At 35.1% G+C, this 16,918-nt stretch carries 16 protein-coding genes; 1 reads left to right on the top strand and 15 read right to left on the bottom strand.

Annotated elements, in window-relative coordinates; translation table 11 throughout:
• Window positions 1-128 precede the first annotated feature (128 nt).
• Window positions 129-1,256 (top strand): hypothetical protein, encoded by a 1,128-nt coding sequence (locus PGC14_RS02120; RefSeq protein WP_271629403.1) that lies wholly within the window; start codon window positions 129-131, stop codon window positions 1,254-1,256.
• 484 nt (window positions 1,257-1,740) lie between these two features.
• On the opposite strand, the gene speD is transcribed toward PGC14_RS02120, so the two are convergent.
• From speD to PGC14_RS02045, 15 genes are all read right to left on the bottom strand, one after another.
• Entirely contained in the window at window positions 1,741-2,115 is a 375-nt protein-coding gene (speD, locus tag PGC14_RS02115; RefSeq protein ID WP_011916845.1) for an adenosylmethionine decarboxylase, read from the bottom strand.
• A 185-nt stretch (window positions 2,116-2,300) separates the two neighbouring features.
• Window positions 2,301-3,101, bottom strand: coding sequence for a Cof-type HAD-IIB family hydrolase (locus PGC14_RS02110; RefSeq protein ID WP_271629402.1), 801 nt, complete (start codon window positions 3,099-3,101; stop codon window positions 2,301-2,303).
• Between the two features lie 138 nt (window positions 3,102-3,239).
• Window positions 3,240-4,514 carry a DUF1015 domain-containing protein gene (locus PGC14_RS02105; protein WP_271629401.1) on the bottom strand — a complete coding sequence of 425 codons (1,275 nt, stop codon included), beginning with the start codon at window positions 4,512-4,514 and terminating at the stop codon, window positions 3,240-3,242.
• A 40-nt stretch (window positions 4,515-4,554) separates the two neighbouring features.
• On the bottom strand, window positions 4,555-6,150 hold the full coding sequence (serA, locus tag PGC14_RS02100) for a phosphoglycerate dehydrogenase (RefSeq protein WP_271629400.1): 1,596 nt from the start codon (window positions 6,148-6,150) through the stop codon (window positions 4,555-4,557).
• Window positions 6,151-6,154: 4 nt separating this feature from the next.
• Window positions 6,155-7,318 carry a pyridoxal-phosphate-dependent aminotransferase family protein gene (locus PGC14_RS02095; RefSeq protein WP_271629399.1) on the bottom strand — a complete coding sequence of 388 codons (1,164 nt, stop codon included), beginning with the start codon at window positions 7,316-7,318 and terminating at the stop codon, window positions 6,155-6,157.
• Between the two features lie 225 nt (window positions 7,319-7,543).
• Window positions 7,544-8,032, bottom strand: a complete 489-nt coding sequence (locus PGC14_RS02090) for a CD1247 N-terminal domain-containing protein (protein WP_271629398.1) — start codon at window positions 8,030-8,032, stop codon at window positions 7,544-7,546.
• Window positions 8,033-8,135: 103 nt separating this feature from the next.
• The gene (gene efp / locus PGC14_RS02085) at window positions 8,136-8,693 is read right to left on the bottom strand and encodes an elongation factor P (protein ID WP_011916839.1); all 558 of its coding nucleotides are present in this window, start codon (window positions 8,691-8,693) and stop codon (window positions 8,136-8,138) included.
• 68 nt (window positions 8,694-8,761) lie between these two features.
• Window positions 8,762-10,477, bottom strand: coding sequence for an Rne/Rng family ribonuclease (locus tag PGC14_RS02080; RefSeq protein ID WP_271629397.1), 1,716 nt, complete (start codon window positions 10,475-10,477; stop codon window positions 8,762-8,764).
• Window positions 10,477-11,112 carry a TIGR03936 family radical SAM-associated protein gene (locus tag PGC14_RS02075; RefSeq protein WP_039763745.1) on the bottom strand — a complete coding sequence of 212 codons (636 nt, stop codon included), beginning with the start codon at window positions 11,110-11,112 and terminating at the stop codon, window positions 10,477-10,479. The genes PGC14_RS02080 and PGC14_RS02075 overlap by 1 nt, the downstream gene beginning before the upstream one ends.
• Window positions 11,093-12,940 (bottom strand): TIGR03960 family B12-binding radical SAM protein, encoded by a 1,848-nt coding sequence (locus PGC14_RS02070; protein WP_039763747.1) that lies wholly within the window; start codon window positions 12,938-12,940, stop codon window positions 11,093-11,095. Before PGC14_RS02070 ends, PGC14_RS02075 begins: the two co-directional genes overlap by 20 nt.
• An 87-nt stretch (window positions 12,941-13,027) precedes the next feature.
• Entirely contained in the window at window positions 13,028-13,870 is an 843-nt protein-coding gene (locus tag PGC14_RS02065) for a DegV family protein (RefSeq protein WP_039763748.1), read from the bottom strand.
• A 30-nt stretch (window positions 13,871-13,900) separates the two neighbouring features.
• Entirely contained in the window at window positions 13,901-14,365 is a 465-nt protein-coding gene (trmL, locus tag PGC14_RS02060; protein ID WP_011916834.1) for a tRNA (uridine(34)/cytosine(34)/5-carboxymethylaminomethyluridine(34)-2'-O)-methyltransferase TrmL, read from the bottom strand.
• Window positions 14,366-14,394: 29 nt separating this feature from the next.
• Window positions 14,395-14,874: a chemotaxis protein CheX gene (locus PGC14_RS02055; RefSeq protein ID WP_083931408.1), complete on the bottom strand. Its 480-nt coding sequence runs from the start codon at window positions 14,872-14,874 to the stop codon at window positions 14,395-14,397.
• A gap of 66 nt (window positions 14,875-14,940) precedes the next feature.
• Window positions 14,941-16,068 carry a DUF362 domain-containing protein gene (locus tag PGC14_RS02050; protein ID WP_271629396.1) on the bottom strand — a complete coding sequence of 376 codons (1,128 nt, stop codon included), beginning with the start codon at window positions 16,066-16,068 and terminating at the stop codon, window positions 14,941-14,943.
• The gene (locus PGC14_RS02045) at window positions 16,061-16,900 is read right to left on the bottom strand and encodes a Cof-type HAD-IIB family hydrolase (protein WP_039763753.1); all 840 of its coding nucleotides are present in this window, start codon (window positions 16,898-16,900) and stop codon (window positions 16,061-16,063) included. The genes PGC14_RS02050 and PGC14_RS02045 overlap by 8 nt, the downstream gene beginning before the upstream one ends.
• Window positions 16,901-16,918: the final 18 nt, after the last annotated feature.

The following is a 16,918-nucleotide window of genomic DNA, read 5'->3' as shown; positions in this document are numbered from 1 at the left end:
CCACTATTTTTTTTTATTTTTATAATATCATATCCAGTTTATTTTTGTAAACATAGCTTGAAACAAATTAAAACTTAAGGTATGATAAAAATATGTAAATATTCGAAAGAGGTGAAAATAAATAATACATGCTTTTTGATGTTTTCTTCCAAAAATATGTTGAGGTTTTATCTGGGAAAAAATATAATAACGGTTTGTTCTATGCTGAGTTTCTTGAAAAAGAAATAGAAAATACTCAGCTGGAAATTTACCAAAAAGTATATTATGGTTCTGTAAATAAAGTTTTAGGATATTACATTCCTGACAAGCAGATAGGTTTTTTAAGAATTAAAATTGAAGCAGTTTTGCAGTTAATGCTTGAAATTTTAAAACTTGTTTACCAAAATGGTTTCACAATAAGTTCAGAAAAAGAACTTGCCCAAGTTGTTTATATTATTTTAAAAACTATTTATTCTCGCTTCGAATTTTACCACTTCTGCGATGTTTTTGCCAGAATAAATAACTGTAGTCGAATATGGCAGAAAGAAGAAGCTTTTGCTATTGCTTATTCTTATAATTTGATTATGGAAGAGAAAAAGAGTATTAAATTTCTGAAAAGAATGAACAAAAATCTTTTTGAATTTTTGATTGACAAGCTGTTCAATTACAGACCTGTAGAAAGCAATTACGACTGGTATGGATATACTAACAAAAATACTTTTGACAGTGCTTTCAGAAATTATATATATAGTGACAATCCGCATGCAAAAACAGTGGCAGTTAATTTATTCTTCCCTGATTCCTTTTATGGTTTATGCGCTGGTATGAGAAGAAAACGAATAGAAATATGGAGCCCTAATGAAGTCTTTTTACTTGCTTGTAAAGAAATTAACAAAGTTTTGAAAGAATCCCCAGTGACCTTTGAAATTTCTTATTTGAATACGTTTTTTAAAGAGTTTGCTCGTTCTTATCTGGGTGAAAATATGTTTAAATGGCAAGATGAAGGATTTATTATTGATAAAAAGAACGGTTATTTAATTATCGACCCTGCTTCGATTGCTCTTTATTTTCAACTTCCAATTGAGATATTTAACAAGGTTAAATATGATAGTTTCTGTTATGCGAGAGCAAGAGTAGACTTAAATAGTGAAGAAGTGAAAGACAGTAAATATCTTTATTTTGTATTTATGTTAATACGAAAAGCTTCCACTTTGCACTATATCAAAGTTTTGTCACACAGTCTTTATGAAGTTGAAAAAAGGAAACATAAAAATTGAGAATAAGAAAATTATTTGCCTTTCGAAGTATTAATATTCTAATGTCCTGAATTTAACTTTTTTGGTAAAATTTAATATTGTTAAAGGCCATTTTGTTTTGGCAATTAGAGGAAATTGACAGGTGTTAATAGTTAAACGAAATTAAAAACTTTGGACAATACCTCTGTTTCTCGAAAAGTAGTTTGCTGTTGATGTCATGTTTTTTTCATTTTCGACACTTTAAGTTTTCAGAATTCCAAGTTTAGTAAATCTAAAAAAATTGGTGCACAGAAAGTCTTATCTGTGCACCGAAAATATTTTTATTTAAGTAAAGGGGGTCTTTCAGTTAAATATTTTTCCCTTTTTGTATTCTTTCATACATCAAAAACCTCAAAATGTAATACAATTTAAACAAGGTATATCCTCCTTATAGAATTCCCAGTTCCACATCCCTTCAAAACTTTAACGAAAACCTATTTATACAATCAACAAAAAGGAGGTATTATTACAGGTTTGCTACCTTGACAGGTTGTTCGAACAAACCTCTTTTTACCTCTGTAGTTGTCATGTGGCTTGCTTTGAGCATCTCTGTGATGTAGTTGCAAGCCTGCCATGGGTCAACTCTCTCACCACATGTGAACACATCTACAGCTGCATACCCAAGTTCTGGCCATGTGTGAATTGTCAGGTGTGACTCAGAAATTACAACAACGCCACTTACACCCTGTGGTGAAAACTTGTGGAATGCTACCTCTCTTACTTCTGCACCTGCTTTGAGTGCTGACTCTACCATTATCTTCTCAATAAGCTCACGGTTGTTGAGTACTTCCTTGTCACAACCGTAAAGTTCTGCTATTATGTGCCTGCCCAATGCGTGCATCTTCTCTACCTCCTTCTTGGAATTTGCTATTTTCAAGTAACAGAATTTATTTTAGCAAAATTTTTTCAAAAGTCAATATATTTTTTAAAAAAATATCATTTTCCTTTAAATTTTTAAATTAGCCCTCGTTTTCTTATTAACTTATAAGATTTTCTTTTTTTTATGCTATTATATGCATGAAATTTTTAAAACTCAACATTGAATACTTTTTCAACAGCATGTGCAAAGCCACTATTGTCACAGCTCAAAGTTATAAAGCTTGCTACCTCTTTTAACTTCTCTGTTGCATTTTCGACTGCAACCCCAATCCCTGCATATTCAATCATTGAAATGTCATTGTCACCATTACCTATTGCCATTATTTCATCTCTTTTGAGGTTATAATATTGCGCTAAAAATTTCAAAGCATTTCCCTTAGAAACATTAATATCAGTGAACTCCAAGAAAAAAGGCTTAGAAAACATAATGTTAAACTTTTTTGAAAACTCAAGAGGTAAGCTCTCTTTTAACTTTTGAAGCCTTTCATGCTCATCAAAAAACAAAACCTTTGTAACAGGTCTGTCTACAAACTCTAAAAAATTGTCCACCTTCACAGGCTCAAGACCCGTCAGGTTTTTGTAATACTCTACCTTCTCATTAAATACCTCAACATACCAGACATTGTCAATGTATATGTGAACATGTATATTCTCTTCTTTGGCAAGCCTTATAAGCTCTTTTGCATCATTTGGCTGAATCTCACATCCATATAACTTTTTATCGTCTTTTGGGTCGTAAACTAAAGCACCTTGATAAGTTATCATGGGATAAAAATTTTCAAGGTCATAGGCAATCTTTTTCACAGAAGGATAAGGCCGACCTGATGCCAATATCAAAATTACATTGTTTTTCTTCAAAAATTCAATAGCCTTTAGATTTTTGGGAGTTATCTTCAGGTCTTTTGAAAGGAGACTATCGTCAAGGTCTGTTGCAACAAGCTTTATCATCTTACAAGCACTTCTCCCTTCCTTATTGTCTCTTGCAAACCTAATAAAAAACGGTTTGGATATCACACCACATCGGGCATCAATATCCAAACCTTCATAATTTCAGTCTTGCCCTAAAATATCACAACCATTTTTAACTTATTTCTGATGTACAAATATTACATTTCCCGTCATAAGCTTTGGATAAAAGTAGGTGGATTTTTGGGGCATTTTTTCGCCACTCAATGACACCTCTTTTAACTCCTCAGCAAGTGTTGGATTTAATATAAATCCGTATTTCGCTCCACCATCTACTATATCAATTAGTTCTTTATCTGACTTTGTGTATTTTAGATTCCTCTGGTTTAGTATGTCCTCATCAGTAATACTTAATATATCACTTAATATGAGTTTTTGCAATACAACAACATCAAGATTCTTATAAGCTCTGCTTCCTTCAATGTCTTTTAAAGATTTTTCAGGGTCTTTTAGTCTTATCAAATAGAAGTTCTTATTATAAGTATAAATCAAAAAGGCATATTTTTTGTAATCTAAAAGTTTTTCTTTTAAAGCTTTATATTCTCCCTCTTCTATATCAAAGTTTATTTTTAACTTTTCAAGAAAAATATCCTCCTCCACATCACTTGAGAGGACAATCCTGTGTGTTGGAAGAATTACTATACCTTCATCTTCTAACGCTGTTAATGTTATCATTATATAGTTATAATCTGCATCCTTATTATAATCCTTTCTTTGCATCATCTCTTTTTTGTACTCCAAAGCAGTCTCATACCTGTGATGACCATCTGCTATGAAAACTTTCTTGTCTGCAAAAAGTTTTTTAATGTTCTCTATTACGCTATTGTCTGATACAACCCACATTCTCTCAAATGTACCAATACCATTATAGTTTACATCTTCTTTCCTTGCCTTTATATCATCCAATATTCTTTTTATATTGAGCTGTTTATCCTCGTAAAGTCCAAATATACTGCTTATATTAGCATGTGTGTGCCGCAAAAGATTCAGCCGCTCTTGCTTTGGTTTTGACAATGTAAACTCATGAGGAATTACAATCCCTTCTTCAAAGTCAACAAGTTCAAGTAAAACTATCAAACCAGTTCTTCTATACTTTCTTCCCTCTATCTCAAACTCTTGCTCAAGCACATATACACTTTCCTTGTCCTCAAATCTCAAGATACCCCTTTGAATCCACTCATCTAAGTACTCTTTTGCACGGGTAAACTTATTATTTTGGGCATTGTCACCTTCAAATTCTTTCCCAAACTCCACTCTTATAATATTGTACTCACTTTTTCTGTAAAGCTCTTCACGTTCGCTATCTGAAATTATATCATAAGGTGGACAAATACAGCTATCTAACTTGACCTCAGGTGAGTATCTCAAACCCCTAAATGCTCTGATATTTGCCATTTCAAGCAAAACCCTCTCTATTTAGTTTTTATAGAAAAGTTTACAGCCTTGCCATTGTAACCCTCAGGATACCATCTACATTTTTGAGCTTTTCAACCGCTTCATCTGGCAAAGCCCCATCAATCTCACATACCATAACAGCTTTTTCACCTTTTTTGTTGCGCGAAACCTGCATTGTAGCAATGTTAATTCCGTACTCCCCAACAATTGTACCAATTTTACCTATCATACCAGGCTTGTCAATATTTTGAATAAGGAGCATGTACTTTTCTGGCTTGAAGTCAACTTTGTATCCAAAGAAATCTATAATTCTTCCTTCATTGTTGTAAACTGTACCAGCAAGTTCTAATACCTTTTCATCTGTTGTAAACCTTGCAGTTATCATATTCTTGAACTTTCCGCCTTCGTGTGTTTTGCTCTCAATTACCTCAATGCCTTGTTCTTGTGCTAAAACTTGAGAATTTACATAATTTACAGTGTCCTGAACAGAAAACTCAAGATAGCCTTTTAAAAGTGCTCGTGTCAACCAAGTTGTCATTTTAGGATCAATCTGGCCACTGTAGATTATTTCAATTTTATTTGCAAAAGCTCTTTCTGCCTGGATAAAGATTTTTCCCATTGCCTCCGCAAGTTCTAAGTATGGCAAAATCTCATCAAGTTTTTCTTTCTCAAATGCAGGAAGATTGACAGCATTTTTTGCAATGCCACCTTTTAGCACTGCTGCAACCTCTTTTGCAACAGATACAGCAACATTTATCTGGGCCTCTTGAGTCGATGCTCCTAAGTGAGGTGTTATCACAACATTGTCAAGCTCCAGCAGTGGATTGTAATAATCTTGCTTCTCAACCTCAAAGTTTGGCTCTTTTTCTAAAACATCTAAGGCTGCTGCAGCCACTATTCCTTCTTTTATAGCATTGTACAAGTCTTTTTCGTTGATAACTCCACCGCGTGCACAGTTGACTATTCTTACTCCTTTTTTCATCTTTTTGAATTCTTTTTCAGAAATTAAATTATATGTCTCCGGTGTCTTAGGTGTGTGAATTGTTATGAGGTCAGATTCTCTCAGAAGTGTTTCAAAGTCAACCCTCTCAACACCAAACTTCTTGAACTTCTCTTCAGACACATATGGGTCGTAAGCTATTACTCTCATGCCACAAGCTTTCAGTCTTTCGGAAACAAGTGCCCCAATCTTGCCAAAACCAATTATTCCAGCTGTTTTTTCGTAAAGCTCAACACCTTTGAACCTATTTCTTCTGAAATCGCCATGTTTGCAAGCCATGTATGCCTGCGGAATATTTCTAAATATACTAAATATAAGACCTATTGTGAGCTCAGCAGCCGCCATAATATTCCCCTCTGGAGCATTTACAACAATGATACCTTGTTTTGTTGCAGCCTCTACATCTACATTGTCAATACCAACGCCTGCTCTTGCAATTACTTTTAAGTTCTTGCCGCACTTTATCATCTGTTCATTGACCTTTGTTGCGCTTCGGACAATTAAAGCATCATAGTCACCTATAATGTCACAAATCTCATCATGTGAAAGACCTATTTTCTCATCAACCTCAATTCCTTCAGCAAGCAAAATCTCTATACCCTCTTTAGCAATTCTCTCTGTTACTAAAACCTTCATTAACTTACACAACCTCCTTAGCAATTTCCTGCAAAATAGCCCTAGTTGGCTCACCAACCTCAAAATTCTTATATCCACACTCTAAAAGTGAAAGCTCAAAGCACTGAATTGTCTTTAGTAAATCAAACTCATCAACATACCCCATATGTCCTATTCTGATTATTTTACCCTTGAGATTTGCCTGCCCACCAGCTACCATTATATCATACTTTTGGTTCATTATCTTTCTTACCTTTTCAATGTCAACGCCCTCAGGTGCCTTAATAGCAGTAATTACAGCAGATGAGTACTCTTTCTTTGGCAGAAGTTCTAAATTGAGTTTATCAACAGCAAGCTGAGTGAGTTTTGCAAGTCTTGTATGTCTCTTGAAGTTATTCTCAAGGCCATAGTCCAATAAAAGTTTCAAACCTACATCAACTGCTCTTATTAATGTAACAGCAGGCGTGAAAGGAGTGTCCTGGCTTTCTTTTAGGAGATTGTCTTGATACCTTTTAAAGTCCCAGTAAAATTTTCTTAATTTAGATGTCTTGTAAAACTCCCATGCCTTGTCAGACACAGAGACAAACGCAAGACCTGGTGGTGACATCAAAGCTTTTTGAGAACCTGTTACAACAACGTCAACGCCCCACTCATCTGTCTTCAAATCAATTGCTCCAAGAGAACTTACAGCGTCAACTATCAAAATTTTGTCTTTGTCTTTCAAATACCTTGCAAGTTTTTCGATTGGATTTGTCACACCAGTAGATGTCTCATTGTGTGTTATAAACACACCTTTTATGTTTGACTTGTCATTTTCAAGGATGTCTATAATCTCATCAATATTAGCAGCCTCGCCGTGAGGATATTTTTTCTCAATTACGTTGAGCCCAAATGTTTTACAGATATTAATAAATCTATCCCCAAATACACCAACTGAAACAACTAAGACAGTATCACCTTCAGAAAAGAAATTAACAGCACTTGCTTCCATTGCACCAGTACCAGATGCAGCAAAGGTAAGTACATTGTTTTTTGTCTGAAATACCTTTTTTAGGTTTTCATTCACTCTTGAAAAGATTTCAGCAAATTCTTTTGTACGATGATGAATAATCTGTTGAGACATGGCAGCAATTACCTCTGGTGGAAGTGGAGTTGGGCCAGGTGTCATTAACAGTTTTGGTTTTCTCATGGCTAATTTTCTACCCCTTTCAACAAAACTGAATGATTATTTAAGTTTGATTATATCCAAACTACTTAGCAATGTCAATAATTTGACAATCTTATTATTATACATTTTCTACACAGCCAAAATACATTCTTTTGTCAATATAAAACAATTGCTCTGCTGTGACAAATAAGATACAAAATAAAAAGCCGGCAATTATATCACCGGCTTTTTTAGATTTCAATATAACTATTTATTCTGGCCGTTTTCTTCACTTTCTTCATCTTTTTCATCATCTTCGTAATCTTGGTCATACTCTTCATGGTCATACTCTTCTTCCAATTCATCAAGATAAATGACTTCGTTGCAATTTGGACATTCAATCTCGTCTTCATTTAAGTACTCGTCTTCTTCTAAGTAGAATGTCACCTTGCAATTTGGGCATGTTATTTCAATCAAGTCTTCATCCTCATCTTCTTCATCATAGTAGTCATCATACTCTTCATCATCATAATCTTCATACACTTCATCTTCTAACTTCTCTAAATCCTCATCAAGAGACTCAACAACATCTTCAAGCTCACAATATCTGGTATCTAACTCATTTATAGCGTCTGCAAACTCGTCCAGCACATCAATAATACTTCTTATAAGCCTTCCTTCCTTAGACTCTTCGCTAACCCCAAGCCCGTCTGCCAGTCCTCTCAAATACGCTACCTTTTCATATAAATTTTCCATTCGATTGTCCTCCTAAAAAACAAGATAACCTCTCTATACTTAATATTTACCCATTAAAAATGGTTTATACACACTAACATACAAAATTACAACATTTAATAAATTACACTCTTGACAAATACTCTTCTGTTGATGTGTCAATCTTTATCTTGTCACCAACGTTTATAAACAATGGCACCTGAATGACAGCACCTGTCTCAACCTTAGCAGGTTTTGTTGCACCTGTTTGAGTATCGCCTTTGAAGCCTGGTTCTGTGTCAATGACTTCAAGCTCAACAAACCTTGGCGGCTCAACTCCAAATACGCTACCATTGTGAGAAAGAATTGTAACTGTCATGTTCTCCTTTACAAACTTTAGTGCATCACCAACCATTTCTTGGTTTAACGCTATCTGTTCATATGTTTGTGTATCCATGAAATAATAAAGTTCCCCGTCATTGTAAAGATACTGCATTTCCCTTCTTTCAATGTGTGCAAGCGGCATTCTCTCATCAGGTCTGAATGTCTTTTCAATTACAGCTCCAGTTTTTATATTTTTTAATTTTGTTCTTACAAACGCTGCACCCTTACCAGGTTTTACATGCAAAAACTCAATAACCTGAAAGATTTGACCATCGTACTCTATTGTCAATCCTCTTCGAAAATCGCCTGCTTCAACCATCGGCTTCCCTCCGCTATAAAATTTTGCTCTTCTATTTTATCAAAAAATTTATACTTTTTTCAACCAAATTAAAACTCCTTCACATCCTCCTTATTCTCTTCACACACCTCTAAAATCTTGCCTTTTGACATAGTACCATATACCTTTTCAACCTTCGCATAAATATATTTACCAATAAGGTCAGAAGCATCGTCAAATTCTATTCTGTTCTGGTTGACATACCCAACTGCATTTTTGGGATTGAATTTATCTTCTTCCTCAACAAATGCCAAAACCTCATCGCCCTCAGAAAGAGCTCCACACAGTGCCATGTAATGGTCTTCATCTTTTACAGGACATATTGTGAACTTGTTAATATGGATATTAGAAGAAGCTTTTAGATATATTTTTTTCTTGTACTTTTCTTGAAGCTCTTTTATTCTATCTACCTCACCCTTCCTTAAAACCTCGCATACCTTGGTATTTATCTCAACAAAGAACTTTTCCTCAACTCTATTTTTAAAATACCATTCAATCTCCTTTAAGACTTTTAAAGCCACTGTCTCGGGTGACAAGATTTTCCCACTACCTTCACAGTAAGGACAGCACGACTGCATGATACAGCTAAGTCGTTGCCTGACCTTTTTTCTTGTCATCTCAACAAGGCCCAAAGGAGTTATACCAACAACAACTGTTTTGGTCTTGTCGCGTTTCAAAGCTTCTTTTAAAGCATCTAATACAAGTTTTTGGTGCTCAGGATTCTTCATATCAATAAAGTCAATTATTATAATTCCACCTATGTCACGGAGCCTAATCTGTCTTGCAATCTCAACTGCCGCTTCAAGATTTGTTTTTAGAATTGTCTCTGAAACATCATTTTTCCCAACAAACTTTCCTGTATTGACATCTATCACAGTCAAAGCCTCTGTCTCATCTATTACTATATACCCGCCGCTCTTCAACCATACACGCTTTGACAAAGCCTTTGACAACTTTTGCTCTATCTGAAAATATTCAAAAATGTTTGTTGCAAGATTAAAATACTCAACCTTGCTTTTAAGACTTGGCGCATAAGTAGATAAAAACTCTATTATTTTGTTATACTTTTTCCTGTCATTTATTACAAACCTGTCCACCTGATTTGTGAACATATCTCTTACAGCTTTAAAGACAAGGTCATAATCCTTGTACAAAAGAACAGGCGCACTTTCTTTGCTCTTTTGCCTTATCTTCTGCCAGAGGTTTTTCAAAAACTCAAGCTCGTTTCTCAAAACCTCTTCGCTCTTGCCTTCTGCTGCAGTTCTGACAATAAGCCCCATTCCATCTGGTTTGATTTTGCACGCAATCTCTTTTAGCCTTGTTCTCTCTTCTTCAAACTCTATTCTTTTTGAAATTCCAATATACTCTGTGTTTGGTAAAAGAACCAAATACCTGCCCGGAAGTGTTATATTGGTTGTTACCCTTGGTCCTTTTTGGTCATATGCCTCTTTTATTACCTGAACAACTATTTCTTGCCCACACCGCAGGGCAAGCGGATTTGTCTTTATCTCATAGTATTCATCTGTATCGCCAAACTCAAGCCTATTTATATCTCCTAAGTACAAAAAAGCATTCTTGTCCTGGCCGATGTTTACAAATGCTGCGTCCATGCCGGGTAGGATGTTTTCAACAACCCCTTTGTAGATATTTCCAACTATGCTCTGCTGGTCATTTCTTTCGATGTAAATCTCAACAAGTTCTTTGTCTTCTAAAACTGCAACTCGGGTCTCACCAAAACTAACATCTACTATAATTTCACTTTGCATTATATCACCCTTTGATAATTTACTTTTTCTCTTTCTATTTTTACAATCTTATATTCAAGATTATATTTCTCTGAAAATGACTTTATTATATCCTCTGGCTTGATATAACTCCCATTTATGACGTTGATATGAAATACAATCTCTATATTATTTTCCTTTTTATTGCATTCGTAGTTTAAAAGATAGTCCCAGACATTTCGGAATATCACTTTTCCCTCTTTTTCACGTCTTATTTTTGGATTTTCTTTCATAAAATCTTCAAAAAGCTTACAAAAATCTTCCTTAGCTTCAATAAAACATTTATAATACATATCGCTTACTTGTATTTTATCAATTGTTTCTTCAATTTTCAACACTTTTAGTCCTTTTGGTAAAATTAAGTTTAGTTTTTCTATTACCTTTTCATCTAACTCCTCTTCAACATCAACCTCAAACATCTCTTCAGGCGAGCAAAGCCCAACTGCCATTGGCAAGATAAAGGTGATTTTCGGATGTGGGTTAAATCCTTCAGTAAATTTAAGTTTAATACCCAGTCTTCTAAATGCTCTTTCAAACAGTCTTACCATGTCAAGATGTGAGATAAAGCAAGAAGGCAGATCCCGTGAAAAGTAAAATCTATACCTTTTTACCAACACAGATTCCTCCTTTAAAAGTAGCTACCCCACATCCAACACATCTTTCAAAACATGAAGGTGTTGGTTTTGCTTCATATGCAAGCTTGCATTCTTTTATCAAAAACTCTTTTGACACACCAGTATCTATCATATCCCATGGCAGAATCTCATTAAAATCCCTTCTTCTGTCTGAATAGAACTTGTAATCAACGTTTTCTTTTTCAAAAGCTAACTGCCATTTTGAAAAGTCGAAAAACTCTCCCCACTCATCAAATTGGCAGCCAAGTTCAAGGGCATTTTTCAAAACAGCTGACAGTCTCCTATCACCTCGTGAGAGTACTGCCTCAAGTTTGCTCAAATAAAAATCATGCCAGTTGTACTCAACGTCTTTTACTTTTGACAACTTCTCTTTTAACATTTTCATCTTTCTTTTCATCTCATCAATGCTGTCCTGTGGCTCCCACTGAAATGGTGTGTGTGGTTTTGGTACAAAAAATGACGTTGAAACTGTAATTCTGATCCTCTTTTTCAATCCCAGGTCCGAATAAATCTGTCTTATATTTCTTGCAATCTCATATATCCCTATAATATCCTCGTCTGTTTCTGTTGGAAGACCTAACATGAAATAAAGTTTTACATTTTGGAATCCTCTTTCAAAAGCAAGTCTGACTGTAGAGTATATGTCTTCTTCTTTAATGTTCTTGTTTATAACATCTCTAAGTCTCTGCGTGCCTGCTTCTGGTGCAAATGTCAATGTAGGTTTTCTAACTTTTTCTATTTGTTTTAAAAGCTCTAAGGATGTTGAGTCAAGCCTGAGAGAAGGAAGAGAAATATTTACCTTTTTGTCCTCTGTAAATTGTAAGATATTCTTTGCTAAGGTTTCTATGTTGGGATAGTCACTTGTGCTCAGAGAAATAAGCGAAAGCTCGTTACACCCTGTACTTTCAATAAGCTCTTTTGAATACTCTATCACCTTCCCCATACTTCTGAACCTGACTGGCCTGTAAATTACACCAGCTTGGCAAAACCTACATCCACGTCCACATCCTCTGAAAACCTCAACAACTGCCCTGTCATGAACAACTTCAATCAAAGGTGTAATCATTTTTGTTGGAAAGTATACACTGTTCATGTCTTTTATAATTCTCTTTTTTACCTTTCCAGGCACTTGACTTGTTGTTGGTAAAATAGCCTTGATAGTACCATCTTGATTGTACTTTACTTCATAAAACGACGGGACATAACATCCTTCGATGTTTGCACACCTTAGCAAAAATTCCTCTTTTGACATTTCAGAAAATTTATACTCTTTAAAAAGGTCAACAAATTCTAAAATAACCTCTTCGCCTTCACCAATTACAAATACATCTATGAACTCCCAGAGTGGTTCAGGATTATACGTACAAGGCCCGCCTGCAATGACAATTGGCATATCTTTGGGTCTGTTTTTGCTCTCAAGAGGAATTCCAGATAACTTTAGCATCTTTAAAACATTTGTGTAGCTCATTTCATATGAAAGCGAAAAACCTATTATGTCGAATTCATCTAAGGTAGTAAAAGTCTCGAGTGTAAACAGTTTTATACCTTCCTTTTGCATCTTTTCTTGCATATCAATCCACGGCATAAAAGCACGCTCGCAATAGACGTCTTCTCTTTTGTTCAAAAGGTGATACAAAATTTTAAGTCCTAAATGTGACATGCCAATCTCATAAATGTCAGGAAAACAAAACGCAAATCTTATATCAACCTTTTTGGGGTCTTTTTCTACCATGTTTATTTCATTTCCAATATACCTTCCTGGCTTCTCGACGCTATACAGCAGCTTGAACACTTTGTCTTTAACAACCACTTTCTTACCACACCCTTTTTCAAAAATAAAATATAATAAGCTACAGGCTATCCTGTAGCTAAAAGTAATATAGAGATTTTATCTTTATTATTCCTCAAAGAATATAAAAGCAACCGTACCAGGTCCAACGTATGTGCCAATTACACTTCCAATCTGTGTTACAATAAGCTCACCCGGTGATAGCTCTTTTTTTATCATCTCTACATATTCTTTTGCCTCATCCAAATTTCCTGCATACGAAAACCCACAAAGCTGCCTTGTCAAATCAAGCCCTTTTTGTTTTATCTCATCAATTATCCGAGGTATAGCCCTTTTCATACCTCTTACCTTGTCAAATGGCTCAACAACTCCATCTACAATGTGTAATATAGGTTTTATATTGAGTACATTCCCAAGTGTTGCTTTTGCAGGTGAGATTCTCCCACCTTTTTTGAGATACTCTAAGGTCTCAACAGCAAAAAGATGTCGGATAGTTTTTTTCTTTTTCTCAATGATATCTGCTATCTCTTTGCCACTTTTCCCTTCATCTGCTAATCTTTTTGCAAGTATTGCTAAAATTCCTGTGCCAATTGAGGCAGTTCTACCATCAATGGGGTAGATTTTTTCACTTCCTATCATCTCCTTAGCAATGCAGGCAGAATTATATGTTCCAGATAGCTTCGATGAAAGATGTATTGACACAACCTCATTTCCTTTTTCAAGCTCTTCTTTGAAAACCTTTAAAAACTGCTCAGGGCTTGGCTGCGAAGTTCTGGGAAGATCAAGGCTGCTTTGTAGTTTTTGGTAAAAGCTAACTGGATCAATGTCCACCCAGTCTTTATACGCTTCGTCTTTAAAATAAACTGTAAGTGGCACCATCTTGATTCCAAACTTTTCATACATCTCAAGACTCAAATCAGCAGTTGAGTCTGTAACAATTGTAACACCCATTAAAAAATCCCCCTTATCTGTTTTCCATCATCACACCAAATTAGGAAACCCAAGCTGTCTTAGTGCTTCATAAAGGACAATTGCTACTGCATTTGAGAGATTCAAAGATCTCACATCGCTTATCATTGGTATTCTATAGGTCTTGTGGATATTCTGTTCAATGAGCCACTGGGGAAGACCTGCTGTCTCTTTTCCAAACATCAAATAGCAATTATCTGTATATGGTGCTTGAGTATAGTACTGCTTGCCTTTGGTTGAAAAGTAAAAAACATTGGCATCACGGTTTTTCTCAAAAAAGTCGTTCAAATCCTTATATATTTTTACATCTAAGTATTGCCAATAGTCAAGCCCTGCTCTTTTTAAATATTTGTCCTCTAAAGAAAATCCAAGCGGTTCTATCAAATGAAGCTTACTTCCCGTACAAGCACATGTTCTCGCAATATTTCCTGTATTGTATGGAATTTCTGGTTCATGAAGTACAATATTGATTGGCATACTAGTCTTTCAAAAGCCTCCTCCCTCTTTTAGTTTTCCATTAATGCCACGTCCATATCAATCTTATCACCATTGTCAAGCAAAAGAGGTACACATATATTTATCATCTTTGTTGTACTTAAAGTCATGTTCTCACCAATAAGTATTGAAGGCGGTGTTATCTCAACCTTAAGGCCTTTTTGTGAAAAAAGCGTCGATGTGTTTCCCATTATCATGTTTGCCATCTCACCAATTGCGCTTTTAGCAAGCTCATCAAACTCATTTACAGGATACCCACCCATCATCAGTGAAGCAATACTTTTTGCAGTACTTAAAGACATGCAAAAGTTAACTTGTCCTTTTATATTCCCTGTCATTCCAATTATAACAACTACCTGGTCCACCCTATAAGTAGGTTCTTTAATATACACTTTACCAAGTTTAAAATCAATGTTCGCAACCTGTTTTAGTACTTGCTGGCTTGCTTGAATAAATGGATTGATATACTCTACATTCACCTTTGCACTCATAACATTCTGTCTTGCCACTGTCATTAAAATTTTTTAAGACAGCAAGCAAGACCTTCCTCCTTTCTCTTATTTTAGTATTTTCTCAAATAAAAATGACCGCTTTATCATAATAGCTTTTGCAGGACAGAGCTCATGACAGCAGTAACACCTAATACACTTTTTTAAATCAACATATGCTTTCCTGCTCTTCATTTCAATTGCTTGTGCAGGACAAGCATTAAAACATTCTGCACAACCAATACAAATTTTCCTGTCAAAAATCGGCTTTGGAGTGAGAAGTCCATTTATCACATTAGCTATAAACGATGGAGCTCTTCCTCTTACAAATGAAATTTCAGGCCGAAGTGGCACTTTAAAATTTTTCACATTTACATCATCAATTTGCTCTCCCACAATCTCAATATCATTAGGGTTCAGAAGTCCTTTGCTCTTTGCTACATTCAAAAGAGGAACGTCTTTTATTTCAAGCCCAATAATTCTGCATGCAACATAATCAAGTGCAATTGCATCCTGAGAAATCAAAAGTAGTCCCAAATTCCGTGGTTTCCCAGCTGACGGTCCTTCCCCTTCCATCCCAACAATTGCATCCATGATATTTAAAATGGGCTTTGTAGCAGAATAGATGTCAAGTAACATCTCCATAAACTTGTCAACTTCTTGAAGCCTAAAATGTAGTTCTGCCTTTTGTCCACCTGGCACAAGACCAAATAGATTTTTTACAGCACCTGTATAGACCGCCATTCTATGAGTTTTTAGTTTAGAAATATTAATCAAGGCGTCTGATTCAAAGTATGGTGATATAAATGAAATCTTCTTTAAAATACTCCTTTCTAACTGAGCCTCCTTAAATGAAACATCGTAATTTAGACTTACCTTTTCATATTTTTCAAGCTCTTTTAGCCCTGATGTTTGATATATTGCCTCTAATCTTCGTTTTGTATACGGTCCACCAGGACTATCTGCTATCACAATTCTATCTACTTTTTCTTGAGCAATTTTTACAGTTGCTTCAACTACAGACGGATGGGTTGTAACAGCCTCATCAGGCCTTTTTTTCATAAGCAGATTTGGTTTTAATAAAACTTTATTTAATCTTGGAAATTCAAAGTCCAACAGATTTATGCCCTTTTCAAGCGCCTCTTTGACATTATCCACATTATATGTATCACATCTTACAATAGCAACCCTATGCATTTACCATTTCCCCCAAAACAAACTTTTCAATAGCTTTTGCAACACCATCGTTTTCATACGAATCTGTTATGTAGTCGGCAATCTCTTTTAGGCTATCTATAGCGTTTTCCATTGCAATTCCTAAGCCGGCAAACCCAATCATCTCTAAGTCATTTTCATTATCACCTATTGCAATCACCTCTTTTTTATCTATTTTAAGATAAGAGCAGACACACTCAAGTGCATTTCTCTTGTTAACCCCTTTTTTCATAATCTCTAAAATGTTGACATCTGATTTTGTAGTTTCAATATTGTAAACATTTTCTTCTATTTGCCTTCTTACATAATCTACCTTTTCGATGTCTTTGTCAATAATTACAAACTTGGTTATTAGATTGTCGCAGTTTCTTATTGTCTCCAATGAATCATCAACAATAATCTCTATTTTTTCATCATCAGGAAGTTCTTTGTTTTTTTCATAATAGAACCTTGATGAATAGTCAAGCCTTTGCGTTATCATGATATCCTTGTAGTAATAGTGATAATAAATATTGTTGGCTTTACATATCTTGGCAATCTCTATGCTACTATCATTGTCAAGACCAATGTAATATACATCCTTATTTGTCTTAAGGTCTCTTACTATTGCACCATTGCAAGCTACAACAACCTCATCGGAAAGCCCTAAAACCTTTGCAAAGTGCATAACACCTTTTAGAATTCGTCCTGAACAAAGCACCACGTGTAATCCTTTTTGTTTTGCAAGCTTGATCGCCACTTGGTTTTTTTGAGAGATTTTCTTTTCACGGTCTAAAAGTGTCATGTCAAGGTCAATTGCAAGGAGTTTATACATCTTCTTCTTTCACCTTTT

The sequence above is a fragment of the Caldicellulosiruptor sp. DIB 104C genome, assembly GCF_028198085.1.
In the GTDB taxonomy this organism is placed as follows: domain Bacteria; phylum Bacillota; class Thermoanaerobacteria; order Caldicellulosiruptorales; family Caldicellulosiruptoraceae; genus Caldicellulosiruptor; species Caldicellulosiruptor saccharolyticus.
The sequence above is the reverse complement of the archived record's forward strand: the minus strand, read 5'-3'. Positions and strand labels throughout refer to the sequence as shown.

Coding starts and splice junctions, on each gene's coding strand:
- PGC14_RS02120 (WP_271629403.1), top strand. CDS start 129: ATGCTTTTTGATGTTTTCTTCCAAAAATATGTTGAGGTTTTATCTGGG.
- speD (WP_011916845.1), bottom strand. CDS start 2,115: ATGCACGCATTGGGCAGGCACATAATAGCAGAACTTTACGGTTGTGAC.
- PGC14_RS02110 (WP_271629402.1), bottom strand. CDS start 3,101: ATGATAAAGCTTGTTGCAACAGACCTTGACGATAGTCTCCTTTCAAAA.
- PGC14_RS02105 (WP_271629401.1), bottom strand. CDS start 4,514: ATGGCAAATATCAGAGCATTTAGGGGTTTGAGATACTCACCTGAGGTC.
- serA (WP_271629400.1), bottom strand. CDS start 6,150: ATGAAGGTTTTAGTAACAGAGAGAATTGCTAAAGAGGGTATAGAGATT.
- PGC14_RS02095 (WP_271629399.1), bottom strand. CDS start 7,318: ATGAGAAAACCAAAACTGTTAATGACACCTGGCCCAACTCCACTTCCA.
- PGC14_RS02090 (WP_271629398.1), bottom strand. CDS start 8,032: ATGGAAAATTTATATGAAAAGGTAGCGTATTTGAGAGGACTGGCAGAC.
- efp (WP_011916839.1), bottom strand. CDS start 8,693: ATGGTTGAAGCAGGCGATTTTCGAAGAGGATTGACAATAGAGTACGAT.
- PGC14_RS02080 (WP_271629397.1), bottom strand. CDS start 10,477: ATGCAAAGTGAAATTATAGTAGATGTTAGTTTTGGTGAGACCCGAGTT.
- PGC14_RS02065 (WP_039763748.1), bottom strand. CDS start 13,870: ATGGGTGTTACAATTGTTACAGACTCAACTGCTGATTTGAGTCTTGAG.
- trmL (WP_011916834.1), bottom strand. CDS start 14,365: ATGCCAATCAATATTGTACTTCATGAACCAGAAATTCCATACAATACA.
- PGC14_RS02055 (WP_083931408.1), bottom strand. CDS start 14,874: ATGAGTGCAAAGGTGAATGTAGAGTATATCAATCCATTTATTCAAGCA.
- PGC14_RS02050 (WP_271629396.1), bottom strand. CDS start 16,068: ATGCATAGGGTTGCTATTGTAAGATGTGATACATATAATGTGGATAAT.
- PGC14_RS02045 (WP_039763753.1), bottom strand. CDS start 16,900: ATGTATAAACTCCTTGCAATTGACCTTGACATGACACTTTTAGACCGT.